The organism is Thiosulfativibrio zosterae (assembly GCF_011398155.1).
Classification (GTDB): domain Bacteria; phylum Pseudomonadota; class Gammaproteobacteria; order Thiomicrospirales; family Thiomicrospiraceae; genus Thiosulfativibrio; species Thiosulfativibrio zosterae.
This window is the reverse complement of sequence record NZ_AP021888.1, coordinates 950,089-974,753: the sequence shown is the minus strand read 5'-3', so window position 1 is coordinate 974,753 and position 24,665 is coordinate 950,089. Positions and strand designations below refer to the sequence as shown.

Here is a 24,665-nt window from a genome sequence, read left to right as displayed (position 1 = left end):
GCCCCAACTATTTGTTTAAATTAAGTAACTGTTCAATAACCCGATCAACCCCTAAACCATCGCAAAGTAAAGCTGATTTCTGGCTAACGCTTAACATCCAATCTTCGGAGTGGACTATTAGAGACAAAATGTCTTTAGGATTATCCGCCGTTTTAACCACGCCTGCTTGTTCAAGTTGCTCAGCAACATCTCTTTGATTAAAGGCTATAACAAGCTGGATAGACGGCAAACCCAAACAGGCTCGCTCCCAAGTTGTCCCCCCCGCTGCGCCAATGGCCAAATCGGCTTTACTCATCAGTTCAGCCATATTGCTAACATGGGTTTTCACTATCGTTTTTATTGGCATGGATACTGCCTGTTTTTTTACAGTTTCTAAATGCACACCCGCTATCACAACAATTTCTTCTACTGTCTTCAAACTTAAGCTTTTAAGCTGTTTTAAAATTTGACCTGTAAGGTTATCTGCATCAACACCTCCCATGGTCACCAATAAAGATTTAAGCTGTGTACATTTGGAACGGCGCCTCAGACTGATATCTCTCCATTCTGCAAATTCAGTCCTCAACAAAGCATACCTGGGACCTGTTATGGCTTTGCAATAGTCCGGCACACAATTTTGATATTTGACTTGCGTCGAGCCATAGTTTTGATCAAGTAATAAATCACAAAGATGTTGCCTATCACCTAAATCATCTATTACCATCAGTTTCTTATAATATGGTTGCAGCTCCATTTGCCAGGCTTGGTCTATCGCATAATGATCAACAATTAACCAATCTGGTTTTATTGTCTTCAAAATATGTTTACATTCAATGGCATCTTGCATCTGTGAAACACCCAACCATTTATCATGTTTCAAAACTGAATTCGTTTGTTTCGCTGAAGCTAATTGATCGTTTTGTTGACTATCAAGCATATGAACAGGCCAAGATTTATCGCGTAACATGGATATCAAATTACTTGGGTGATTACGACAAATAAACACAACGTTTGCACCTTTAAGCCTGAGCCCAGCAGCCAAGGCTAGGCATCGCATCACATGGCCTGTTCCTATTGTTATTGAGGCATCAACCCGAATCACAACCTTCATCATTAATAGACAGCGCGCTTAAATAACATCAACTCAGAATGAAAACCATCAACTGTTTTAAAACCAAACGGAATGACGTTAGTATCAACTAACTCATAACCCTCTAACATGCGTGCATAGTCTTCTGAATAAATGGGCTTATCAACACCAAAACGCCTTTGTGCTTTAAGAGGCTTGCCCTCTCGCATATTGCGTAAAAGAACCCATTCAGCTTGCAAGCGTGATACATGAAACAAATAGTTTTCAACAATTTCAGGCTCCATCTCTTGAAAGGAGATAAAGTTAACAAATAAATCAATCTTGCCTTTTAACTTTTCAACTTGCCATGAAGCAAAAACATTTATTAAATTTAGGTCTTCAATTTGAATAGAAGTAAAGCTTAAGAATTCGAGGGGATGTTTGATTTCGGTGCGTCCTACGAGTTGCTGCAAATAGTAAGTTGAGCAACAGAGTGTGGGAGGAATATCAATATTGATGTAACGTGTTGTGGGCATCAGCTTATAGACTATTTCACCCATCGTCCCAAAGCCACCTCCGATCTCCATAATTATGCCAATGTTATCTAAGTCTGCATGTTTTTTAAAAAACGACAAGCCCAATAAATAATTTAAGGCTGAACGACTATATCTTTTACCATCAAATTCAAACTGTTCTTTCGGTTCACCGATTGTACTTTCACTGAAATCAACTAAACGCGGCATCAGGCTTGTTTGATACTCGCTAGCTACCAAAGTTCGATAGTCAGCTAATGCTCTTTCTTCGCCACTCGAAAACGTTGATAACAACTGAGTCTGTTTGGAATTTAGGTTCTGCTGAACTATCCACTCCTGCAGACTTTCAATGTGTTTACCCGATAAGGAACTTCCCGGCGAACCATAGGTAGGCACAAAGAAGATTAACGACCAAGGTAAACGCCTAAAGGAGTCGAAACCATGATTATTAAGCGACTCAAACATCAGCTTTGAAGCCTCTTGCCAGAAAACACCGGGCTGATAAAGCGTTGAAGCTTGTTCCATTTCTTTTAACAACTTTTTACAGTTATCCATTTATGTTCTCATTTTGTAAAAACCGATAAAACATTTCTGCCAGCTGCCAGTCTGCTAGCGTATCAATATCATGTGCCAAATACTTTGGGATGATATAAGGGAGTGATGCTGGACTATGAATAGGTGTTCTTTTCTTATAAACGTCAGGATTAACAAAATAGAACTGTCCTGCATCAAAAAACGCTCTATCTAGATCTTGGGTACGCGCGCCTCTATATTGAGGGTAAAGACTCTCTAATCGCCCATCGTTATTCAGCTTAAGCGCACGTTGGGGTGCAGATGCAAACTCACACACTGAAAAGCAATAGGCTGCATCACTGCTTTTCCACTCTGCGTATGCGCTTTGTAATAATTTCGCCGTGACAAACGGTGTACAAGGATATAAAAAACAGACCTCTTCAATTTCAACCCCTTGAGATTCATACCACTCTATTGCATGAATAATCACCGGAGCAGTCGCAGCATGGTCATCCGCCAAGGACTTGGGACGTTTAAATGGCAGCTTGGCACCAAAAGACTTCGCTACTTCCACAATACCATCATCATCGGTTGAGACAACAACTTGGTCAAATAATTCAGACTCAAGCGCAGCTTGGATAGGATAAGCAATTATTGGTTTTCCACAGAAATCTTTTATATTTTTGCGCGGAATGCGCTTTGAACCACCGCGCGCGGGGATGATAGCAATTTTCATTAAGATAACCTATTTAATAAGCTAAACCATGAAACATGTCTAGTTCATGGTTTAAATTCCGAGTTATTTCATATTGTATCGACCAAGACTTATCAAACTAAAGCTTAAAGGCTTTAGTTTGATAAGCTACTTGGCGAACTTTAGACTTCGTTTTTTTACCTTTAATGGCAAGGTAACCAGATAGATATTAGTTTGACTGTCTTGATGCGATGAATAGTAGCTAATATAAAGTTGGCCGTTTTTCTCAACCATTCCTGCATAACTGGTGTCGCCACCGCTGGGTAAAGTGCGCCAATGTTTGGTTTTACCAGAGTGCGGATTAAGCTTATAAAGACGCGTTTTGGCAAGGCCACGTTTATAATTTATACGTCGCACCGCCATAACCCACTCGCCATTTGAAAGTTTAAGCAACTTGGGACCGCCAATCGCTATGGGTAAGGTTTTCCAGTGCCAAGCCTTAAGCTCATCGGTCGTACAACCTAAAATAGCTTTAGCGCCACCGGCTGCATCGCGACGCGTTAAGCACACTAAGTTTTCACCCTCTGAGACCAACGAACTTTCATTACTGAACACCGTGGCATCGGTAAAGAACGGTTTTAGCCAAGCTTCCCAATGCAGTCCATCGTCCGACCGATACAAACAACCTTGCTGATCGTGTCCGCCATAACCTACGCTGTAGGCGTAACCTTTATGCCAAGTGGTGGCCCAGCGCCAAGTGCCTTCGCTGGTTTTATCTATTATGGGTGATGACCAGGCCTGGTCATTATTGGCCAATTGCCAACCCACTGAATAAAGACGACTGACTGATGTATTGGGCACGGCCCAACGAATTCCGGCGGTCATAATGACTGTATTGCTTGGCGTAACACTTAATTTAGGGTCGCGCAGGTCGCCGCCTTGCCAACTTAATACGCTGTGCTTGTGCCAAGAAACGGCATCGTCCGAGGTAAGCACCACAATTTGTCCGTCTAAAGACATGTGGGTTGACCCCTCGCGAAACACACAGTACCAAACGTGATTGCAATAAACCAAATCGGTAAACGCGCAATGCTTGTTGGATTGCCATAATGTTTGTATTTGCATTGTGAGACCTAAATGATTCATTTGGCGTAAAAAATTAAGACTTAGCCTGGCTTATCATTGCTTATCACGGCTTAATCCCTAACAAACTATTTGATACGCTAGATTTGCAATATTACGTTGTTCTTTATCAAACCCTATCCCTACCGCGTACACAGGCTTGCCGTTATTTAAATACTTGTTGGCGTAGCCTTTGCCTTTTATTTGCACCAACGCGTCTTCGGCGGTTGCGCCATCGGCTTTAAACTCTATTACTATTGTGGCATCGGGCTGTTTTAGGGTTAAGTCAATACGGCCTTTGCTGGTGGCGTCTTCGGCGATTAATTCTAACCCTAACGCTTTTAAATAGGCGTAAAACACGCTTACGTAATAGCCTTCGTATAAGTGCATTTTGCTGTGGGTAAAGTGTTCGTAAGGAATGCTGGCATAGAGGGCGATGAGTTGGTTTTTGAGGGCTTCAAAATCTAGTTTTAATAAGGCCCGTAAAACATCATTCGATAATTGCACAAAATTGGCGCTCTGCGTGAGGTGCTGAGCAATCACGCCTAGTAAGGATTGTTGGACTTCTTTATTGGGGATGATTAAATGGTATTCAATTCTGTCTAAAATGGTTTCGGTGTGGCTGATGGTTAAATAACCGGTTTGCCACATTAGAGTTTCGAACTGAATGTGATTGACATCAAAGCTGTTCAGCAAAGAATCATCGGCCACAACGGTTTCTAGGTCGGGGAGAAAATACTGGTTTTTTTCCAATATTTTTAATAAAAAGGTCGGTGTGCCGGTTGAGAACCAGTAATTACGAAATATGAACCCTTTACTGATAAACAATAAAATATCAAAGGGGTTATAGACCCCTTCGCCTAACCATTTATAGACGTTGTAACAGGTTTTAATTTGGTTAAAATCTTGCCCTTCTAAATGCGCGGCAAACGTGGTTTCGATATCATTTTGCGTGTAGCCACAAATGGTGGCATAGCGTTTATCCAAGGTAATATCTTCTAAATTATTTAACCCACTAAATAGGCTTAATTTTGAGAATTTACTCACGCCGGTCATAAATACAAATTGAATGTATTGATCGGCACCTTTTATAACGCTGTAAAACCCTTTGAGTTCATCGCGCAGTTCGGTGGCTATGTCGGGTTTTTCGATGTTGTCTAAGATAGGCTTGTCGTATTCGTCAATTAGGATGATGACTTTGGTTTGGTATTTTTGGTGGGCTTCTTCAATTAAGCGTTTAAAGCAACCGGCACCATTAAAATCCTTGGGGCAACTGATTTGTAAATGGCGTTGATTTTCGTCCAACATTTGATATACGTATTGATCAAAGTCGGCTTTAGAGCGAATCAATCCGTCATTAAAGCTGATACGAATCACAGGATGCTTGGGAAATGCATGTTTATCATAAATATGCAGTCCTTTAAACAATTCCTTTTCGCCCGAGAAAATGGTGGCCAGCGTGTCTAAAAATAACGATTTACCAAAACGACGTGGACGCGATAGAAAATAATAAGTACCTGATTGAATCAATGTCAGTGCATATTGGGTTTTATCAACGTACAGGTAGTTTTCTTCAATCAATGTTTTGAAGGTGGATTTTCCAATGGGCAATAACTTTTTAATCTCACCACTCATGTAAACGCTCTAACCCTTAAGAAAAAATACAAGAAAAAATAAATTTTAAACGTCATCCGAGCAAGTCCGATAAAACATCAATCACCGCTTGTTGATCTTGCTGAGTTAACCCAGGAAATAATGGAATACTAATTTCTTTTTGATAATACGACTCGGCCTCTGGAAAATCACCCACTTTAAAGCCCATTTTGGCGTAGTAGGGTTGCGTATGTACTGGAATATAATGAACATTAACGCCAATTCCTTTCTCGCGCAAGCCATCAAACACCGCTTTACGACTTATGTAATCGGCCTCAATGAGAACGGGATACAAATGATAGGTGCTAAACGATTTATGGCTCTGAAACGGTAACTTTAAAGGTAAACCCTGCAAAGAATCGTCGTATTCTTTGGCTAATTGATGACGCGTTTGCACAAAACTATCCAATCGAACCATCTGACTCACCCCAAGAGCGGCTTGCAACTCGGTCATTCTGTAGTTTAAACCTAAATCGACCTGCTCATAATACCAAGGGCCCTCCAAGGCTTTGCTCATTAAGTGTGGCTCTCTCGTCACACCGTGACTGCGAAACAGCTGCATTTTTTCAGCCAGGCCTGGTGAGTTTGTGGTGGCCAAACCACCTTCTGCAGTGGTTATGATTTTAACGGGATGAAAGCTGAATACGGTAATATCTGAATATTGACAGTTGCCAACCGATTGCCCCTGATATTGTGCACCAATGGCATGAGAGGCGTCTTCGATGATATGAAAACCATACTTCAATGATAAGGCATGAATCGCTTTCATATCGCAAGGTTGACCCGCAAAATGCACCGGGATCACAATTTTGGGTAAATGCCCTTTGATTTCTGCCTTCTCTAATTTGGCTTCTAGAGCCTCAACCGACATATTGTAAGTTTGTGGATCTATATCTACAAAATCCACATCAGCACCACAATAGCGGCCGCAATTAGCCGACGCCACAAAAGTATTGGGAGATGTCCAAAGCACATCCCCCTCACCTAAACCCAGTGCCAAACAAGCAATATGTAACGCGGAGGTTGCACTGTTAACCGCCACTGCAAACTCCGCACCACAATAATTCGCAACTGTTTTTTCAAACAAAGGCACTTGCGGACCTTGAGTGAGGTAATCAGATTGCAATACCTCAACCACCGCATCGATATCCGCCTGAGTAATGCTTTGTTTGCCGTAAGGGATAAAGTTCATGAATTAATCGACGTATTCTTTAGCCATTTCCAAAAAGCCTTCCGCAGACAACCACTGTGGATTTGTGCCAGATTGATATTCGAATCCCATGGCCACTGACTGGCCTGTTTCGCCAATTTTATTCACTGAAAAATCTGACTGATAGCTAAATTGAATGGTCGGACAAATAACAAAATGATCATCAAACTCCAGGGTTAAGTGGCTATCATCCGCAGGGCACATGGTTTCGTGCATTTTTTCACCCGGTCTAATGCCCACAATTTTAATATCCAAATTGGGCGCCATGGCTTTAGCCACTTCAACCATATTCATAGAAGGAATTTTGGGTACAAAAATTTCACCACCATGCATGCGCTCAAAGTTTTTCAAAACAAAATCAACCCCTTGCTGCAGGGTAATAATAAAACGCGTCATGTTTTCATGGGTAATGGGTAACTCAGCAGCCCCCTGATCAATCAACTTTTGAAAAAACGGAACGACAGAACCACGAGAGCCAACCACATTGCCATAACGCACCACTGAAAAACGCGTGGGTTTTTTACCCGCTATGTTATTTGCCGCCACAAACAATTTGTCGCTGGCAAGTTTGGTTGCACCATATAAATTAATAGGGTTTGCAGCTTTGTCTGTTGATAAGGCGATGACTTTTTGCACATTATTTTTAAGGGCTGCGCGAATGACATTTTCAGCACCATTGATATTGGTTTTAATACATTCCATGGGATTATATTCTGCTGCAGGCACTTGCTTCAAAGCGGCGGCATGAATGACATAATCCAACCCTTCCATCGCTTCTTCTAGACGATAACGATCACGCACATCACCAATAAAATAACGCATGCAAGGATTATTGTAAGTTTGCTGCATTTCGAACTGTTTGAGTTCATCACGAGAAAAAATGATAATTTTTTTCGGTTTGTATCTTTCTAACAGTGTTTTGGTGTAGCGCTTGCCAAAAGATCCCGTACCGCCTGTAATAATAATTGATTTATTATTAAACATTTTTTTCCTTCAATGCTTTACTAACCGTTTTACTGCAAGGCTATATCGCGCAATTACAGATTTCATTATGCGGCTTAATTCTATGGAGTGTCAACACTTTTTCGTACCTAGATTTTCTTCAATTTCTTTTAGTCGGTCTAATCTCAATTTCTCGAATTTTGCCGGTGGAATATAACCGTTCGAACTGTTTGGTCTGATATGGTTGTAGTGACCCATATATTCTGAAACCAGCCAGCGCATTTCTTGTTGGCTTATTATTTTTTTAAGCTGGTAAATTGTTTCTGTTTTGAAAGACTTAAAGAAGCTCTCAATGACGGCATTATCCCAACAATTTCCACGACGACTCATGCTTTGCTTAATGCTCCAATGGGCAATCAGTTTGCGATAATCATTACTGATAAATTGACTACCTTGGTCAGTGTGAACCATCAGTCCTTTAGGGGGCTTACGATTCTACAAGGCTCTTTTTAATGCGGTTTCAATCAGCTCAGAACGCATGTGTGATTCTAATGCCCAGCCGACTACTTTTCTTGAGTAGAGGTCGATGTAGGTCGCCAAGTACATCCAGCCTTGCTGGGTTTTTACTTGTGTTATGTCACCAACCCATACTTGGTTGATATAGCAGACTTTAAACTCACGTTTGAGTAGGTTTGGCTTTATTTTGGGGTCATTAATCGCCGCACTATTGGCTTTCTTAAACTTCTTACGAGTTTGCACGATTAGGCCTTGTTCTCTCATGATTCGTGCGATTTTTCGCCGACTCATCGTCACTTTCTTTTCGTTGGCTAAATAACCTTTTATGCCTCTTGCTCCTGCATTTCCTTTTAAGGTGGTAAAGGCATCTTTAATCAAGTCAGCATTATCTTTTTGTTCGCCGACCTTATCTGTCAAATCCAGTTTTAGCCAGCTATGAAAGCTGCTGATAGGCACTTTTAATACCTTGCACATCAGCGCAAGCAGGAATTCTTCTCGATGCTTTTGTATCCAGACATACTTCACTTGTCGAGGCTGGCGAAGTATGCGGTGGCTTTTTTTAAGATATCTCGCTCCATCTTGGCTTGAGCAAGTTCTTTTTTGAGCCGTTTATTTTCTTGCTCTAGAGATTCAGATTGATTTGGAATCACTGCCAAATCATTTTTAAGTTTATGCGCACGAACCCATGTGTAAACAACGGTTACTGGTAACTCATAATCTCTGGCAGCTTGGGCTGAACTTCTTCCGCCATTAACGATAGCGTCAATCACTTCTTTTTTGAGTTCAGGGTCATATTTTGCATTGGCCATTTCGGGTCTCCTTTGGATGATGATTTTATAACATCATCTAGGTACGAAATAGTGTAGCCACAACACTATGTCAGTTTTTTTGTTTGCATAAAAATCAATCTTATAAAATTTAATATCGGCCAAATATCCTTTTTTTTGAATTAATTATGGCTATAATTTTTAAAACAATTGACTGGGCAAAATGAAAATGCAATTAAACCTATGCAAATAATTATTTATGATACTGAATTTACCGCATGGGAAGGCTCTTTTCAGCGCAACTGGGAGCTTGATTGGGAGTCAAGAGAACTCATACAATTTGCAGGAATTAAAATTGATGTTAGCCATCGTTCAATTGAGCATCTAGACATTTTTAGTCAATTCATTCAACCTCAAAAAAACCCTACCCTGTCAAAGTACATCCAAAATTTAACGGGTATAAAACAAACCCAAGTCGATATGGGACTGCATCCCTCTCAATTTTTTAAAGAGGTTAGAGATTTCTGTAACAACGGCACCATTCCAATTGTTAGTTGGGGAAATGATCTGCCTACACTGTTAGAGACCGCACAAATTAATGAGCTGAATATCGACTGGCTTAAATCTCACAACTTAATTCCTTTGTTTGACGAGTTTGGCATAGACACCCAGATTAATAGTGGACAACTCTATCAACGCTTTAATTTATGCTTAGAACTTCAAGAGCATAATGCTATGGATGATACCTTAAGTTTAGTGGCATCAATTAACCATTTACACCAACAAAATCCTTCCCTTGTTTACAAATTTTTTAAAGCTTTATTCAACTCAAAATAACTTGAAACTTTTGCTTTGCTGACAAAACTTTTTCCAAATAATTACGCGTTTCTTCCGATTGATGTTTCTGCTGTATCGTTTCATAAATACTTTTTGCAGAAATACGGTTGATTTTTGCAATTGCTTTGTCTGGGTTATCGCCAAATAATTTTAAGACCGTAGACAAGCCACCGTTGTAAGAAGAAATGGTTAAAATTTCTCTCGCCTCATCATTTTTAACAGCTTTTAAGTATCCATATTTCAATAAATTTAAATAGCCTACCCCTATACGAATATTTTGCTCAGAATCAAATAATTCCAACTCAGAAGGAGCATCCTCTCTACCGTCTAACAGTTCAAAAACATCTTTACCAGCTGCAAAGGGTTTTATTTGCATTAACCCTATCGCATTCGATTTGCTCACTGCTTTAGGATTAAAATTACTTTCTACTTCCATAATCGCATATACCAATGCAGGTTCAACCTGAAAATCTTTAGAATATTGGCTTACCAACTGCTCATAATCTTTGGCTTTACCTGAAAGACCTTTTTCTACTAGCGGAATTCTTACATTAACAAAATTTTCGTTATCCTCATCTTGGGATAAAGCCATTTCAATCAATGTTTTAGCATAAGTATAGGCTTGTTTGGGATAACGAATAGACTGACCTTGAGCATCTTTAACTTTTGAATATAAAAAGGGTTTCAAACTTGTTTGAAATTGTTCTGCAGTTAACCAATCCATAGAATCATAAGAGGTAGGGGATAAAATTAAGTGGCTAAGGTGTTTTTGCATATTTTGAAATGAAGCAATTTGTTTTGGAAACTGCACAACTAAAGCATCCTGAAAAACGGCCAAGGTCGGTAATATGCCCTCATCATTTGATGGAGATTTTTGTGGAGTATCATCTGAACTCAATTCAGCGTTTACGACATTAGGGGGCAAGTATAAATCGGGAGAGAAAGCCCCATTAGATTGGTCTTCTATGGTTGTCTGAGTTGAAAATAGCAAAGGCTCAGGCGTTTTAAAAATTGACTCGGGTTTAGGCGTTGAGACTATATTGCGGATACCTGAAACTGTAGGATAATTTTTAATTGTACTTTTTGATGCATTTTGTTGCTGAACCACCCAGGCTTGAAAAGCAGTCATAAAGCCACCACTGAGAAGCAGCAGGCTGAAAGCAATGAGCAAATAGGTTAGGGTACGGGAAAAATTCACAATAAACTCTTGTCAAAATAAGATGATATTTTGACAAGAGCAATTAAGATACCAATTAAGGTATGGTTAAGATAATATTAGCGAATATAGTTAAACAAAGACATGTCTTGCACTTTGGCAAAGACTTGTTGAGCCATTTGTAAGGCATTTTGACGAAGAGTAAAGTCAGTAATACCCTGAACCACATCCATTTCTTCAATATTCATTCGTCGTTCTTCCAACGCAAGTTTAAAAGAAGAACCCGCATTTTCTTGGCTTTCAATACGATTTTGGCGCCCACCAATTTCGGCTAAATTTTGAGAAATGTGGCGTAAACCTAAATCAAAATCTTCTGCGATTGTAGAAGGAGGAGCTTCACCATTTTGAAGATACGACTGAAATTCAATCATTACATTTAATATATTAGGATCTGGTTGGGTTGCAAAGGCGACTGCACCAGTTGAACCACCATTAAATTGCGTTGTTATTCCCGGAATATTAAACATTTGAGCGCCATTATCGGTAATCCTAACCCTCGAAGGATCTCCCTGGTCATCAGGATTGATGGTGTTATCAGTGTCGAAGCTAACTTGGATAAATCGTGCACCGTAATTAGCTTGCGCATCTATTGGCGTACCCGAAATATCTGAGTTAGCACTCCCAATATAGGCAACATAATTTGTACCATTAGCCGCATTATTAGCATCTGGTACAAAAGCCGCATCCGCAGTGACACTGTTACCTGCAAACAATAACTCTCGCTCTGGATTGCTTGAGTTCATAATATTTTTCAGCTCTAAAACCAATTGGCCAACTTCTGCGGCCGCAGCTTTTCTATCAGATTCATTGTAAGTTCCGTTAGCCATTTGAATAGATAATTCACGAGCTCTCTGAATGGCTTCTACACCATTACTTATCTGAGTTTCTTCTAAGCTCAATTGAGATTTAGCAAAATCTCCATTGTTTTTGAATTGATCAATTTTAGACATCATCGTTTTTAAACTATGAACTTGATTCATACCTACCGGATCATCTGAAGGTTTGTTAATTCTTTTACCCGTACTCATTTTCTCTTGAATATTCAAGATTTCCTGCTGGTGCTTATTGATGGCAGACATGCCTTGATATTGAAATTGTGATGTCGAAACTCTCATATTGTTCTCCTAGCTAAACCCATGGTTAGCGCATTACACCGATTAAGGTATCAAACATTTGTTTAGTTGAAGTAATCAATTGTGCGGCAGCTTGATAAGCTTGTTGATACATCATTAAATTGGCCGCCTCTTCATCCAGACTCACACCAGACAAACCTTCGCTTCGAGACTTAGCATTATCATACACCGCTGTTTGTGCTGCTAATTGAACATCTGTACCTCGAGCATACATACCAACATTGGTTGCCATTCGGGAATAACCACCAAAGAGTGTTTCTGAGGCTTGATTACTGTTGTTAGCAAACATCAACTTCTTAGAGGCTAAGTTTGCCAAGTTTGCAATGTTAACATTATCGCCGTCTGCCGCTGCTGTTGGCGCAGTATCTGCGGGGTTAGGGCTTTGACCACGCGTGGCTATTTCTGCGCCATTTTTCATAGTCACATTAAAATCAGCCAACATATCTTTATAAGGTTTTACTAAAAATTGATCGCCATCAGAAGTAGGTCTGATTGTTGACATGTCAAACTTTAAGCCCTCTAACTGATAAACACCAGCCGTACCGGTTGGAGAGGCTTTAGCAGTAATATCCTCTCGGGTTAAATAATCATAAAATTTAAATCCCCCTGCACCATCAGATTGAATTAAATATTCTCTTGGATTCATTTGACCTATAGCTGTTAAGGCTGTTTGGTAATCAGCGTTTTTAGCGGTGTAGGTTCCTGGTTGATCTAAAGCTGCGGCAGAAGCATAAGGTGGTTTAGGACTTGTAGCATCTGGCAAAGGATCAAACGTAACAAAGATTTGCGTACCATCTTCTGCCTGCGGTGGTAAGTTATTTTCAGAGGCTAAGGTCGTTGAACTCATCGGCTGAAAAATATTTTGCCCAGGATTACCATTTGCATCATAACCTTGATAATTTTGCCAATTGGTTGAAGCCACCATAGCCGCAACAGTCACGCCCAGTTCATCCTGCGATTTATCCAACACTTTATTTCTAAAGTCTATGGTGGCTGCCAAAGAGCCAGATCTAAAGTTTTCACTGACTTTCTGACTGGTCGCCCCTATAGACATATAAACTTCAACGCGACCTTCTTTGGAATACTCACTATATTTTGCTTCAATTTTCGTCAAGGTATTTGAGCTCAGCAAAGGTAAGTTGCCTCCGCCGGTGTAAAGATCAACCGAACCATCTTGCTGGTAATAAGACTTAACATCAATGTATTTTCCCAGCTCATAAATATTTTGATCGCGCTGATCCAGTAAATCATTTGGGGCATCTAAACCAAAATTATTGGCACGGTCAATTTCTTTGTTAATGGATTGAAGAGCTTCTAGACGAGTATTCACTTCTTTTACCATATCGGTAATTTGATTATTGGTTTGATCGGTAGTGTCTGCCAAAACTTGTTGTAGGTTGCCAATATGGCTTTGAAAGTTGGCGCCCTCGCTCAACAATAAAGACCGACTGGTTTCAGAAGTGGGGTTATTGGATAGGTTTTGTGCAGCATCAAAAAAACGCTGCATAAATTGTTGTACTCCCTCATCATTAGATGCAACAATCCCTTCTACCTGAGAGGTAAGGCTTTGTTGTTCTTCGTAACGACTCATGACAGAGTAGGCGGTTGATAATTGCTGCTGAATGGATTGGTCGTAGATTCTTAAAACACCATCAATTTTGGAGCCGCCACCCAAAGTGCCTCCCGCTGTCATTTGCCCAGCATTACTACTGATGGAAACTTGTTGACGGTGATAACCTTCAGTGGCAACGTTCGCCACGTTATGGCTGGTGATTTCAATGGCTTTTTTGAAGGTGTTGGTTGTCAACGCCGCCATATTAAATAAATCGCCCATGGCATTATCCTTTTTTATCTGGTCATGATATTGAATGAATTAAGATTAATTCAATCCCCGAAGTTTTAGAATCCCTTGTGTGCTTTGAGAACTTAACTCTGGCAATGATTCTGATAAACCGGGATTTAAAGCAGCATTTTGTTTTTGTTGTAATTTTTGCTGGTAAGCTTCTAACTCTGATTGTGACATAGGTAAAGACTTAGGTGCAAGCTGCTCTACTATTTTATCGGCAAAACCTAGGTTTCCTTTAGCAGAAATATGTTGCGCCAATTGTTCGTCATGCCAAGACTTATAAAAGTCAGACTGATCGCCTTCCATAAAACCGTCGTCTATTTGTACTTTACGCGATTCTTTTAAAACCTGCTGAACAAATAAGGCCTCAAACTGTTGAGCAACTGGCAACAATGCAGCTTTTGGATCTTCTTTAGCCTGATTTTTGAGCTTTTGCAAAGAGCCAATATCGGTAACAACTTGGTAATCACTTAAGCGTTGTGTTTGGTTAGATTGAATTGCACTCATGACCAACTCCCTTTAGATAAACAATTAGATAACCATTAGCTCGGCTTTTAAAGCACCTGCTTGTTTCAGCGCTTCTAAAATGGCAACCAAGTCACCCGGTGCAGCACCTACTTTATTAACCGCTTGTACAATGTCGTCTAAAGAGACCCCTTCTGGGAATTTAAACATTCTACCGTCACCTTTATCAACATTGATATCGCTATTAGGGGTTACTTGAGTATTGCCTCCCGCTAAAGGATTGGGCTGAGAAGTGGCAGTGCTCTCAGTGATTTTAACCACCAAACTACCGTGCGTTACTGCCGCTGCACTAACTTTTACATCAGCACCAATCACCACTGTGCCAGTTCTCGAATTAATAATAATTTTTGCTGAATCTCTGCCTGAAGTCACTTCAAAGTTTTCAAGCATAGATAAAAATGAAACACGTTGACTGGGCAATCTTGGCGCCATCACTTCTACTGAATTACCATCTAAAGCAACCGCAGTCCCTTTACCCAAGGTTTCGTTAATCACATTCATTAAATTCGTTGCTGTAGTGAAGTCAGGGTTTTTAAGGTTAAGCGTGATAGTATTACCCAAATCAAACCCTGTATTTACCTCGCGTTCAACCGTGGCACCACTGGGAACACGACCCACGCTGGGTACATTAATGGTAATTTTCGAACCATCCGCTCCCGAAGCATCTAAACCGCCCACGATCATATTGCCTTGTGCCAAAGCATAAACATTACCATCAACCCCTTTCAAAGGCGTTAACAATAAAGTACCCCCACGCAAACTTTTGGCATTACCCAAAGATGAAACGGTTACATCAATTTTGTGACCGGGTTTTGCAAAAGCGGGTAGTTCGGCATGCACCGCAACAGCGGCTATATTTTTAGAGTTGGTTTTAGTACCTGCGGGTAAATTAATCCCGAACTTGTTTAACATCGACATTAAACTTTGGTCTGCATAGGCGGTTTTATCCCCCGTACCATTTAGCCCCACAACCAAACCATAACCAATCAAGGCGTTAGAGCGCACACCAGCCACATCGGCTACATCTTTAACGCGTTCTGCGTAACTGATACTGCTCCAAAGCAGTAATACCGTCAATAAAATGACAAACTTTCTGGTCAACATTTGTTTTCTCCTGCATTTTTTCAACTGTTTAGGATTTTATTATTGTTCTACGGAAAGTACAGCACAGCTTATGCCAAAAGATTGAATTGCAAAAAAATAACTCAAGAAAATGAAATTTGGCCGAATCAAGCCGATTTAACGCGCCAAAAACAACCAGGCCTGGTTAAATTTTGGGGGTTTGAGCGTATTTTGAAAATAAAAAACCGACCTGTCAAAAAGGAGATTGAAAAAACAGGCCGGTGTGAAACTTATATTTATATTTTACAACGACTTAACTATAGTGGCCAATATTTATTAAGCCATTGTGTTAATGCCCCAGGACGACCTGTGTCGCCAGACATTCCCATGTCTTTGTAGATTAAACGGACATCGGCAACTTTTTCAGAGTCAATCGTATTGTCTGGACGAATATCTTGTGGACGAATAATGCCTGCAAAACGAATCACCTCTTCACCTTCGTGGACAGTAATCCATTTTTCACCGCGAATAACCAAGTTACCATTAGGAATCACCTCGACAACCGTTACCGCAATTGCACCGGTTAAACTAGAGTTTTGTTTAACGTCTGACTTACCAGAAAAACTACTTTCAGAGCCATAACCAATGCCCAAACCAGTTGGAGAACCTGCGGCAAATGGAGCACTAATGGGTGATATGGGCGTTTGTCCAAACATACTTAGGGGGGTTGTTACGCCATAATCTTGACTGTTACTTTTATCATATTTAGATTCGTCTTTCTTTTTAGCATCAAATTTTTCTGCCAAATTAATGGTGATGATGTCACCCACTTTGTGGGCACGAGAATCATCAAATAAACTTAATCCTTCTCCCGCATGATACAAAGAGCCATTTTTTGGCAAATTTGCCTGTGGAATGTTCAACGGATAATTGGGCTCGTAAGTAAATTTTTCTAAGCGTTCTGGCGTTGAAGAACAGCCGCTTAATACGGTCATTGCTAAAACGGTTGTGGCTAATAAAGTTAAGTTAAATTTGGTTTTCATTTTAATTCCCCTGAATTAGTTAGGGTTAAACATTGTTATTTAAGTAAGACATCATGCCGTCTGCGGCTTTGATGGCTTTTGAATTCATTTCGTAAGTACGCTGGGCTTCAATCATGCCAATCAATTCTTCTACCGTGTTCACATTGGAAGACTCTAAAGCACCTTGTAATAGAGAACCCGCCTCTTCTGTCTGCGGCGCTTTAACATTTGGCGTACCACTGGCCAAAGATTCTTTGTAATAGTTTTGACCTATAGAATCTAAACCAGCGGGATTAATAAAGGTGGCTAATTGCAGTTGTCCCAACTGTGCGGGCGTTGGATCACCTGGTAATTTGGCAGATACGGTACCGTCGCTGGCAATAAACACTTCTGTTGAATTTAATGGAATATTGATATTGGGCTCGACCAAATGTCCTGCTGAGGTCACTAAATCGCCATTTTGATTGACTTGGAAAGAACCATCACGGGTATAGTTGATATTGCCATCTTGGTCTAGCACTTGAAAAAAACCATTGCCTTGAATCATCACATCCAATTGATTGTCTGTGACCATGGCATTACCTTGGGTGTGAATTTTTTGTACACCGATGGCTTTAACCCCAGTACCCAATTGTAAGCCTGATGGCAAAGTGCTTGATTCATCTTGGTTGGCTTGAGCGCCGGGTTGACGAACATTTTGGTAAAGTAAATCGTTAAACTCAGCTCTGCCGGCTTTATAACCGTAAGTATTGGCATTGGCTAAGTTATTGGAGATAGCCGCAAGTCTAAAATCTTGTGCTTCTAAACCCGTTTTGGCGACATAGAGTGCTCTGTTCATTTTAAATTCCTCGGTTATCTAATCAATTAGTTAAGTGACAATAGCTTGTCAGAGCTTTGTGAGTGTTCTTTAGAGGTCTTCATCATCTTGACCTGCATTTCATATTTTCTGGAAAACTCAATCATATCCACCAGTGCTTCAGCGGTATTGACATTACTGGTTTCTAAAGCACCAGATAACACCTTGACACCACCCTGTTCTAAGTTGTCGTCACCGGTGTAGCGGATGAAGCCGCTTTCATCTTTTTCAAGCTGTTTGGTATCGGGTTTAACCAAGCGTAATTGGTCAATGGCCACAAACTGGTTATTGGTGGCATCGGCAGGAATCACTGAAATGGTTCCATCAGATCCAATATTAATATCTTTAAACGGTGGCAAGTTAATCGGAGCGCCCCCCTCATTTAGCATAGGGTTTCCATTAATGTCGACTAAATCGCCTTCTGGTGTGACTTGCATAGAAGCCGTTCTTGTTAAGGCCTCTTTTCCATCTGGCGAATTAATCGCCATAAAACCTTCAGCGGGCGTCATCACATCCATATTGCGTCCGGTGACTTTTACGGCACCTGGCGTAAAATCGGTGGCTGGGCGCTCATCCATCGAATAGGTTCGAGTTTGCCAACCTGGGCCTTGCATGTGCTGTGCTCTAAATTGATTAAAGTCTTGCTTAAAACCGTCGGTATTGGCGTTGGCTAAATTGTTAGCATTGTTGGCTTGAGCATACATGGCCTCTTTGGCACCGCTCATCGAGATATATAACATGCGATCCATTGTTCAACTCCAATACCTTAAAATCTTGAAAATGGTGAAGGCTTTAAAACCTCCACCAACTGAACTGTTCATTTAGAGTCTTTGCTCCGTTAAACCAGTTCCCTTGTGTGTTAGCGAACCTTTGTTTTTTCGCTTTTTATTATCAAGAATGATTTAGCAGGGAGTGTGCCAATTATTAGAAAAATAAAACTAAAGAATTCAGAAAAGCGCCGATACGCTTATATAGAAGGGATTTAAGCAAAATAAAGCCGGCAATTGATGCCGGCCTGACAAATCATTTAAAAACTAGATTAAAAAGTGTTGGTTTTTTGACAACTCAAATTAACCCATTAAGAACTTTTAAAACCTAATTAAAGCTGAAGAATGGTTTGTGTTAGCTGCTGCGAAGTTGAAATAACTTGCGCTGATGCCTGATACATTCTTTGCATTTGAATCATATTCACCAGTTCACCCGCAACATCCACATTGGAATATTCCAATGAACCTGCCTGAATGGTTCCAAAACCATTTTGTTGAGGTTGACCTAAGTTCACCGTACCAGAACCATAACTCTCTGCATAAGTCATACCGCCCAATTTTTCCATGGCATTTTTATCAGAGAAGGTCGCAATGGCTAATTGAGCAACTGGGATGGATCGACCATTTGAATAACGGGCTTCAATAATTCCGTCTAAACCAGTCGATAAACCAACCAAGTCCCCAATCTGATAACCGTTTTGGCTCACACCACGCAGATTGTAAGAACCTGAAAATTGAGTCATATCTGAAAAATCAGCTGTAATCCCAACCCCTAAAGGATCTCCTGGCGTACCGACTGGGTCATATGCTCCTGTAAGTGGTTTATCTATAACCCATTGCATTTGGGGTGCACTACCCGCTACTGTCCAACTTGCGTCAGGCAAAGGCGTGTTGGCAGTATTCTGACCTACAGGAGTTGAATTGGCATCTGCAGCCAAAGCTGCAATATTAGGCTCACGCACATCAATTAACTGACCACTGGTATCAAAACGCAACTCATAAATCATGCCAGCATCACCTGAAGCAGCTTTCAAAGGAGTTGGAGGAGTTCCTGCTGGAATTCCTGCTGCAAACGCTTCTCTATGCCCAGAAGTTACCCATGAATCTGTATCGACATCATAATCTTCAATTGTGTATTGAACCAACCAGCTAGTATATTTGGTATCACCATCTCCAGGATTAGCTTCCTGTGTGTAAGTATCAGTTGCCGAATCGTAGGTTAAATCTGAGTTAGCAACCGTGACAACATCTCTTTTATAAAAATTTGCGGTCATACGATGCTCTCCTCCCAATGAATCATGAATAATTTTATTGGTTGAAAAGTTGGGAAACCCCCCAAAAGGTTCTGTCTCTGGATCCGTCAATTTCTGGATATTTGGTAGCGTTGAGCCTGATGGTATTAATGTAGGGTCAGTAACACCAGCAACAGGATCATAGTCAGTCCCAGCAACTGAGTTATTAATCAAACCTGCACTTGGGGTTTGAAAGTTATCCACATTATTGTCTTCTTGACCATCTAGGTTGATGTTAAAAGTCATATCACTGGTGGCTTTAGGGGTTTTGTTTAAAGCATCCAAATCAATTGAGTTTAAAGTGGTGTCATATATTGGCTTGGTTTCGGTTGACAGCTCTTCGTTCAAAATATACCCTTGAACACGATTACCCTCTTGAGTGGTCAAATATCCATCTTTGTCCATTTTAAATGAACCATTGCGAGTATAAACACTGTCATACTTACCCGTTTGATCTTCTAAAACAAAGAAACCTTCGCCATCTATCGCCATGTCTAAATCACGGCCTGTACCTGCTACTGTTCCTTGAGAAAAATCTTGGGTAATCGCCGCAACTCTCACACCACTGCCAGGGGACTTTTGTGAGTTGGAAAACATATCCGCAAACTCAGCTCTTGAACTTTTAAAACCAACTGATTGCGAGTTAGCGAGGTTGTTTGAAATAACGGCCAAACCGTTTGCAGAGGCATTAATACCACTTAAAGCATTTAAATCGTAAGCGACAGCCATGTTAATTCTCCTTGGGTTGCTTTGGCAGCTTTTGAGCTACCTTTTAATAATTTTTTAATTTTGGATTAATCTATGTGAAGTTATTCGCTGATTTCACGAACGGCATCTAGCGCAACTCGTTCACCTGTAGCCAATGTTAAAGCCATGGTTCCATCCGTATTGATACCAACGCTTTTCACTTGACTGGGTACAATCGTTTTAATCGACTGCAGCTCTCCAGTTTCATCTGTACCGTAAACGGTTAGAGAATATTGTCCTGATGCCATCGGATTGCCTTGCTCATCTAAGCCATCCCATGATTGAGTGCTCTCACCACGATTTAAATCACCTAATGACAATTCTTTGACAGGACCAAACTCATTGGTAATCACAACTTTTACATCGGATAGCGGCTGATCTGGCTCTAATCTAAAACTGGTTTCTTTGCCTTGCGTATGGCTCATTTCCTCGCCTTCAGCCTGAACAGATTTACCAATTAAAGCAGCGCCTTGTAGGGTTTGTAAGGATTGAAAACCTTTGGTCATGGCCAAAACTGATGCATTCATCTGATTGGTAGACTCTAATTGACTCATCTGTGTTAAATCCGTCACAAAGTTAGTTGGATCCATGGGTTTATTAGGATCTTGGTTAGCTAACTGCGTGGTTAAAAGTCTTAAAAAATCTGCCTGCCCCAAAGCATTACTAGGCGCAGAAGTCGATGGGTTAGAAGCTTGTTGCAAAGCTGTTGCATACTCAGATGCACTAACGCCAGTGGTTGGTAATACGGTTGCCATTTTCTAACCCTCCTATTTGCCCATTTGAATGGTGCGAAGTAATAATTGTTTTGAAGTGTTCATCACTTCAATATTGGTTTGGTAAGTTCTTGAAGCACTCATCATATCGGCCATTTCTTCAACCACATTGACATTAGGGCGATAGATATAGCCTTTGTCGTCTGCCATGGGATGGTTTGGCATATATTCCATTTTGAGAGGTGCTTTGTTTTCTACGATGTCTTTGATTTTAACGCCCCCGGCAGGTAAGCCAGTGGCTTCATCCATAATGGTTTCAAACACAGGTTTTTTGCCTCTAAAAGTGTCTTGGGCATTAGAACTAATGCTGTCCACATTGGCCATATTAGACGCGATGGTATTTAATCGAATTGTTTGTGCGTGTAAGCCTGTGGCTGAAATATCTAAGGTTCTAAACATGGACATGATTTATTACTCCCCTCTCAACGCACCGCGAATACCGGTGATTCTGCCGTTAATAAATTCAAGCGACGCTTGGTATTGCATGGCATTTTCCATAAACTGAGCTTTCTCAATATGCGCTTCAACTGTATTGCCGTCTAAGGCTGCTTGAGTCGGCATACGAAACTTTAGGTAGTCTTCTGTCGTAAAATCCGCAAAACCATCAATATGTCTGGAATTGGTTTTTTGCATATCTGGTTTGTAGGGCGTGCGTTGCATATCATCCTGCGCCGCAGATAACTGTTTGCGCCAGTCGACATCGCGTGCTTTAAAGTTTGGGGTATCGGCGTTGGCTAAATTATTGGCAAGCACTTGCTGGCGTTCAGAACGCACTTGTAAAGCTCTTTCATGTAGTCCAAAAATTGATTCCATTTTTCTATCCTTTCAACTCTTAAGGAGTTGGCCATCTGGTCATGCAAAGTATTTTTATATTTGCTTAGGATTTAGCAATGAGAATGCCAATTTGAAACTTTTTTGAAAAAAAATGAAAAATAACGCTAAAGAAACCGAAAGAAGGACGCCTTTCGGCAGGAAGAAGAAAAACTTTAATGAAAAAACCAAAAAAATTGCCTAAAAAGGCAATTATTTCTATAAATTCGGCAAGTTTTGCCAGTGTTCGACTGAAAAACTTCCGTTGAAGTTATTAAATTAACCAGGCCTGGTCAAAATTAGGGGGAGTTTAAAGGTAATCAATAGTGTCAAACTTTCGACTACCAGGCTTTCACCAGATCTCCCACATCAATTAACCCTTGGCCTTGCTGGCTTTCTATGGTCGCCACTGCAAATTTATTTTGAATCCGTTTAATTTTCAGAAAACCAGAAGGTTCACTATCAACCCCTAAATCAACGCCCTGAAAACGAATGGCATTACCAAATTTATGATAAACCGCCAAGGTGTCACCCACCTGTGCGCCAGAATCTGCTGACAAAAATATAATAATATCGCCATCTCGCTTATCAATAATTTGCGTTTCAAGCGCTAAGCAATGCAAACTTTGCATCACGCCTTGCGTTTGTTGTTCTAGCAGAGCATGAAAAACCATGCCAGTATCTGTGTCAAAAAATGCATTGGTACCAAAAGGTTTTTCACGCCCCACGGTCACATTACCTTTGACATCAAATCCCAATCTATCTTGCGCTTGAACCCTATGATTCATCAAGTCTATCAAATACCAATCCAGCTCTATATATCGAGCATTGGGCTTTATTTCTTGATTGTAAAAACGCTTAATATTGTTCCAGGTATTAGAGTCGTCATTGTGTCTTGACGCCGAACGAATAATAGAGACCAGTAAATATTGCGCCCCAGTACGATCCCGTATTGGATCCAAAACATCTGGCGACAAATTAGGGGTTAAACCCAAATTAGGATACACATTTGATCCAGTTTCAATCATCTCTTTATTTTGATACCCTTGCAAAGTTAAACGGCGATCCAACTCTAATTGGTAACCTCGCAATAAATTGCTGATATCAGAAACACTTTGTCCTTGATTTGGGTCCATGGCTACCTGAGCAACGGCTAACTTTAATTGGTACTGATTTCCAGGGGTTTGATTACAAGCTGCCGGATCTTCAGTTAAGCAAACATCCAATTCAACTTCATAGGTGGTTGAGGCCTTTTTTTCAGCATCCTTAATTTCTTCACCATATTGGTCATATTGGTTTTCAAAATTCAACTCCATCATCCCTTCACGGGTGATTTGATATTGTTGAACTTTGCTTTGCGTGGTGAATCTTTCTGAGGCCTTGGTTAAGCGAAAGTTCTCCATTTCTTGAGTGGCACTCACTTTCACATTATTTTGCATGCTGGCATTTTTTAAGGCATCACGGATTGCCATTTGTCTGGCAAACGCTTCACTGACGCCCTCAGTAGAAGCCGTGCCCTTGGCATGAACACAACGATTTTCATACCTAATCACCTCTTGAACCGGCAACACCTCAGAACCATCAAGCGTTTTTCGGTTTTCCAGCGGGACTAAACTTGGCTTGGGCAGTTGAAATTTAAAGGCATTCTCTGGCGGGCTATCTTCATAATTCAAGAAGTCTGAGCGATTTGGCGCCTCTGCCATACAAACAGAATTGCCCAACACACTCAAAAACAGCAATGCAACAAAATTTTGAACAGCCTTCAATTCCAATCCCTCTAGTCTTTAGACCAACCCTGCGCGGTGACTTCGTCAATTCGGTCAATAATGGCTTGTGCCAATTCTTCGGGATGCCATTTAGACATAAAGCGGTTGGCACCAACTTTCTCGGTTAAAGATTCGTTAAAACCACCACTGAGTGATGAACTTAACACAACATATAAATCCGATAAACGATGATCTTTGCGAATATTGGTGGTTAAGGTATAGCCATCCATCTCTGGCATTTCAATGTCTGAAATCACCATTAAAAGTCTTTCACCCACTGGAGGAGAAATGCCTTTGTCCGCATCGTCCGCCCATTTTTTCAAAAACTCTAAGGCTAAACGCCCGTTATTCATAATACGATTGGCAATACCCAGCTTATCAAGGGTTGTTTTAAGTTGGTTTCGCGCCACCACAGAATCATCTGCACCCAACACAAAGAAATCATGGTCTTTGGTTTTTGACTGATTTGCTTCTAAGAATTCTGGTGTCATTTCTTCTTGTCTACCCGAAACCTCTGCCAACACTTTTTCAACATCAACAATTTCAACAATTTGATTTTGCGCACGCGTAATACCCGTCAAATAGTTGACATTTTGCAAGGACTCCGGCGGTGCCAAAATATCTTCCCAGCGCAAATGCACAATGCGGTCAACATCTTCAACCAAGAAACCCTGCACAGAACTGTTAAATTCAGTCACGATTGTTAGGGTTTCGCGATAGGCATTCATATCAACCGGCTCTAAATCCAAAGCTCTTGCCAAGTCAATCATGGGCATGGTTTGACCACGAATGTCAGACACCCCAACAATCCTTGAGTCCGACTTGGGCACGGGGGAAATAAAAGGTGTTCGAATCACCTCTCTCACCTTAAACACATTGATACCAAACAGCTGATCACCATGTATTTTAAACAGCAATAACTCCATGCGGTTCATACCGGCAAGCGAAGTACGCTGGTCAACCCCTTTTAGAAAACTAGACATGCTAATTCCTCTTTTTCAATTTCAATGCGGCC

Annotated in this window: 23 protein-coding genes and 1 pseudogene; 1 reads left to right on the top strand and 23 read right to left on the bottom strand. The window is 40.7% G+C overall.

What is annotated here, in order from left to right:
- Positions 1–7: 7 nt before the first annotated feature.
- The 9 genes and pseudogenes from pseG to THMIRH_RS04190 form a co-directional block, all read right to left on the bottom strand.
- Positions 8–1,093, bottom strand: coding sequence for a UDP-2,4-diacetamido-2,4,6-trideoxy-beta-L-altropyranose hydrolase (gene pseG, locus THMIRH_RS04235; protein WP_173290919.1), 1,086 nt, complete (start codon positions 1,091–1,093; stop codon positions 8–10).
- Positions 1,093–2,136 carry a putative sugar O-methyltransferase gene (locus THMIRH_RS04230; RefSeq protein ID WP_173290918.1) on the bottom strand — a complete coding sequence of 348 codons (1,044 nt, stop codon included), beginning with the start codon at positions 2,134–2,136 and terminating at the stop codon, positions 1,093–1,095. Before THMIRH_RS04230 ends, pseG begins: the two co-directional genes overlap by 1 nt.
- The gene (gene pseF, locus THMIRH_RS04225) at positions 2,129–2,830 is read right to left on the bottom strand and encodes a pseudaminic acid cytidylyltransferase (protein WP_173290917.1); all 702 of its coding nucleotides are present in this window, start codon (positions 2,828–2,830) and stop codon (positions 2,129–2,131) included. Before pseF ends, THMIRH_RS04230 begins: the two co-directional genes overlap by 8 nt.
- A 126-nt stretch (positions 2,831–2,956) precedes the next feature.
- Positions 2,957–3,808, bottom strand: coding sequence for a sialidase family protein (locus tag THMIRH_RS04220; RefSeq protein ID WP_173290916.1), 852 nt, complete (start codon positions 3,806–3,808; stop codon positions 2,957–2,959).
- Positions 3,809–3,991: 183 nt separating this feature from the next.
- Complete coding sequence (locus THMIRH_RS04215) at positions 3,992–5,545, bottom strand: ATP-binding protein (protein ID WP_173290915.1); 1,554 nt, start codon at positions 5,543–5,545, stop codon at positions 3,992–3,994.
- Between the two features lie 52 nt (positions 5,546–5,597).
- The gene (gene pseC, locus THMIRH_RS04210) at positions 5,598–6,755 is read right to left on the bottom strand and encodes a UDP-4-amino-4,6-dideoxy-N-acetyl-beta-L-altrosamine transaminase (RefSeq protein WP_173290914.1); all 1,158 of its coding nucleotides are present in this window, start codon (positions 6,753–6,755) and stop codon (positions 5,598–5,600) included.
- Positions 6,756–6,758: 3 nt separating this feature from the next.
- Positions 6,759–7,757 carry a UDP-N-acetylglucosamine 4,6-dehydratase (inverting) gene (gene pseB, locus THMIRH_RS04205; RefSeq protein ID WP_173290913.1) on the bottom strand — a complete coding sequence of 333 codons (999 nt, stop codon included), beginning with the start codon at positions 7,755–7,757 and terminating at the stop codon, positions 6,759–6,761.
- 90 nt (positions 7,758–7,847) lie between these two features.
- A pseudogene (locus tag THMIRH_RS12165) lies at positions 7,848–8,756 on the bottom strand (IS3 family transposase).
- Positions 8,753–9,040: a transposase gene (locus THMIRH_RS04190; protein ID WP_173290884.1), complete on the bottom strand. Its 288-nt coding sequence runs from the start codon at positions 9,038–9,040 to the stop codon at positions 8,753–8,755. Before THMIRH_RS04190 ends, THMIRH_RS12165 begins: the two are co-directional and overlap by 4 nt.
- Positions 9,041–9,241: 201 nt before the next feature.
- On the opposite strand from THMIRH_RS04190, the gene THMIRH_RS04185 reads away from it, so the two are divergent.
- Positions 9,242–9,835 (top strand): 3'-5' exonuclease, encoded by a 594-nt coding sequence (locus THMIRH_RS04185; RefSeq protein WP_173290911.1) that lies wholly within the window; start codon positions 9,242–9,244, stop codon positions 9,833–9,835.
- On the opposite strand, the gene THMIRH_RS04180 is transcribed toward THMIRH_RS04185, so the two are convergent.
- From THMIRH_RS04180 to THMIRH_RS04115, 14 genes are all read right to left on the bottom strand, one after another.
- Positions 9,822–11,033: a murein transglycosylase domain-containing protein gene (locus tag THMIRH_RS04180; protein ID WP_173290910.1), complete on the bottom strand. Its 1,212-nt coding sequence runs from the start codon at positions 11,031–11,033 to the stop codon at positions 9,822–9,824. The two genes, THMIRH_RS04185 and THMIRH_RS04180, sit on opposite strands and share 14 nt — an antisense overlap.
- Before the next feature lie 77 nt (positions 11,034–11,110).
- Positions 11,111–12,166, bottom strand: coding sequence for a flagellar hook-associated protein FlgL (flgL, locus tag THMIRH_RS04175; protein ID WP_173290909.1), 1,056 nt, complete (start codon positions 12,164–12,166; stop codon positions 11,111–11,113).
- Between the two features lie 25 nt (positions 12,167–12,191).
- Complete coding sequence (flgK, locus tag THMIRH_RS04170) at positions 12,192–14,018, bottom strand: flagellar hook-associated protein FlgK (RefSeq protein WP_173290908.1); 1,827 nt, start codon at positions 14,016–14,018, stop codon at positions 12,192–12,194.
- A 45-nt stretch (positions 14,019–14,063) separates the two neighbouring features.
- Complete coding sequence (locus THMIRH_RS04165) at positions 14,064–14,537, bottom strand: rod-binding protein (RefSeq protein ID WP_173290907.1); 474 nt, start codon at positions 14,535–14,537, stop codon at positions 14,064–14,066.
- Between the two features lie 24 nt (positions 14,538–14,561).
- Positions 14,562–15,659 (bottom strand): flagellar basal body P-ring protein FlgI, encoded by a 1,098-nt coding sequence (locus tag THMIRH_RS04160; protein WP_279585852.1) that lies wholly within the window; start codon positions 15,657–15,659, stop codon positions 14,562–14,564.
- Positions 15,660–15,934: 275 nt separating this feature from the next.
- Positions 15,935–16,660, bottom strand: coding sequence for a flagellar basal body L-ring protein FlgH (locus THMIRH_RS04155; protein WP_173290906.1), 726 nt, complete (start codon positions 16,658–16,660; stop codon positions 15,935–15,937).
- A gap of 25 nt (positions 16,661–16,685) precedes the next feature.
- Complete coding sequence (gene flgG, locus THMIRH_RS04150; protein ID WP_173290905.1) at positions 16,686–17,477, bottom strand: flagellar basal-body rod protein FlgG; 792 nt, start codon at positions 17,475–17,477, stop codon at positions 16,686–16,688.
- A 26-nt stretch (positions 17,478–17,503) separates the two neighbouring features.
- Entirely contained in the window at positions 17,504–18,244 is a 741-nt protein-coding gene (locus tag THMIRH_RS04145; protein WP_173290904.1) for a flagellar basal body rod protein FlgF, read from the bottom strand.
- 350 nt (positions 18,245–18,594) lie between these two features.
- On the bottom strand, positions 18,595–20,283 hold the full coding sequence (locus tag THMIRH_RS04140; protein WP_173290903.1) for a flagellar hook protein FlgE: 1,689 nt from the start codon (positions 20,281–20,283) through the stop codon (positions 18,595–18,597).
- Positions 20,284–20,363: 80 nt separating this feature from the next.
- Positions 20,364–21,056 (bottom strand): flagellar hook assembly protein FlgD, encoded by a 693-nt coding sequence (locus THMIRH_RS04135; protein WP_173290902.1) that lies wholly within the window; start codon positions 21,054–21,056, stop codon positions 20,364–20,366.
- Positions 21,057–21,068: 12 nt separating this feature from the next.
- On the bottom strand, positions 21,069–21,479 hold the full coding sequence (gene flgC / locus THMIRH_RS04130; protein WP_173290901.1) for a flagellar basal body rod protein FlgC: 411 nt from the start codon (positions 21,477–21,479) through the stop codon (positions 21,069–21,071).
- Between the two features lie 6 nt (positions 21,480–21,485).
- A complete protein-coding gene (flgB, locus tag THMIRH_RS04125) occupies positions 21,486–21,887 on the bottom strand; it encodes a flagellar basal body rod protein FlgB (RefSeq protein ID WP_173290900.1) in 402 nt (133 codons plus the stop codon).
- Between the two features lie 338 nt (positions 21,888–22,225).
- The gene (locus tag THMIRH_RS04120) at positions 22,226–23,650 is read right to left on the bottom strand and encodes a hypothetical protein (protein ID WP_173290899.1); all 1,425 of its coding nucleotides are present in this window, start codon (positions 23,648–23,650) and stop codon (positions 22,226–22,228) included.
- An 11-nt stretch (positions 23,651–23,661) separates the two neighbouring features.
- Entirely contained in the window at positions 23,662–24,633 is a 972-nt protein-coding gene (locus tag THMIRH_RS04115) for a chemotaxis protein (protein WP_173290898.1), read from the bottom strand.
- Between the last annotated feature and the right edge of the window lie 32 nt (positions 24,634–24,665).

Coding starts and splice junctions, on each gene's coding strand:
- pseG (WP_173290919.1), bottom strand. CDS start 1,093: ATGATGAAGGTTGTGATTCGGGTTGATGCCTCAATAACAATAGGAACA.
- THMIRH_RS04230 (WP_173290918.1), bottom strand. CDS start 2,136: ATGGATAACTGTAAAAAGTTGTTAAAAGAAATGGAACAAGCTTCAACG.
- pseF (WP_173290917.1), bottom strand. CDS start 2,830: ATGAAAATTGCTATCATCCCCGCGCGCGGTGGTTCAAAGCGCATTCCG.
- THMIRH_RS04220 (WP_173290916.1), bottom strand. CDS start 3,808: ATGTCTTTAGACGGACAAATTGTGGTGCTTACCTCGGACGATGCCGTT.
- THMIRH_RS04215 (WP_173290915.1), bottom strand. CDS start 5,545: ATGAGTGGTGAGATTAAAAAGTTATTGCCCATTGGAAAATCCACCTTC.
- pseC (WP_173290914.1), bottom strand. CDS start 6,755: ATGAACTTTATCCCTTACGGCAAACAAAGCATTACTCAGGCGGATATC.
- pseB (WP_173290913.1), bottom strand. CDS start 7,757: ATGTTTAATAATAAATCAATTATTATTACAGGCGGTACGGGATCTTTT.
- THMIRH_RS04190 (WP_173290884.1), bottom strand. CDS start 9,040: ATGGCCAATGCAAAATATGACCCTGAACTCAAAAAAGAAGTGATTGAC.
- THMIRH_RS04185 (WP_173290911.1), top strand. CDS start 9,242: ATGCAAATAATTATTTATGATACTGAATTTACCGCATGGGAAGGCTCT.
- flgL (WP_173290909.1), bottom strand. CDS start 12,166: ATGAGAGTTTCGACATCACAATTTCAATATCAAGGCATGTCTGCCATC.
- flgK (WP_173290908.1), bottom strand. CDS start 14,018: ATGGGCGATTTATTTAATATGGCGGCGTTGACAACCAACACCTTCAAA.
- THMIRH_RS04165 (WP_173290907.1), bottom strand. CDS start 14,537: ATGAGTGCAATTCAATCTAACCAAACACAACGCTTAAGTGATTACCAA.
- THMIRH_RS04160 (WP_279585852.1), bottom strand. CDS start 15,659: ATGTTGACCAGAAAGTTTGTCATTTTATTGACGGTATTACTGCTTTGG.
- THMIRH_RS04155 (WP_173290906.1), bottom strand. CDS start 16,660: ATGAAAACCAAATTTAACTTAACTTTATTAGCCACAACCGTTTTAGCA.
- flgG (WP_173290905.1), bottom strand. CDS start 17,477: ATGAACAGAGCACTCTATGTCGCCAAAACGGGTTTAGAAGCACAAGAT.
- THMIRH_RS04145 (WP_173290904.1), bottom strand. CDS start 18,244: ATGGATCGCATGTTATATATCTCGATGAGCGGTGCCAAAGAGGCCATG.
- THMIRH_RS04140 (WP_173290903.1), bottom strand. CDS start 20,283: ATGGCTGTCGCTTACGATTTAAATGCTTTAAGTGGTATTAATGCCTCT.
- THMIRH_RS04135 (WP_173290902.1), bottom strand. CDS start 21,056: ATGGCAACCGTATTACCAACCACTGGCGTTAGTGCATCTGAGTATGCA.
- flgC (WP_173290901.1), bottom strand. CDS start 21,479: ATGTCCATGTTTAGAACCTTAGATATTTCAGCCACAGGCTTACACGCA.
- flgB (WP_173290900.1), bottom strand. CDS start 21,887: ATGGAATCAATTTTTGGACTACATGAAAGAGCTTTACAAGTGCGTTCT.
- THMIRH_RS04115 (WP_173290898.1), bottom strand. CDS start 24,633: ATGTCTAGTTTTCTAAAAGGGGTTGACCAGCGTACTTCGCTTGCCGGT.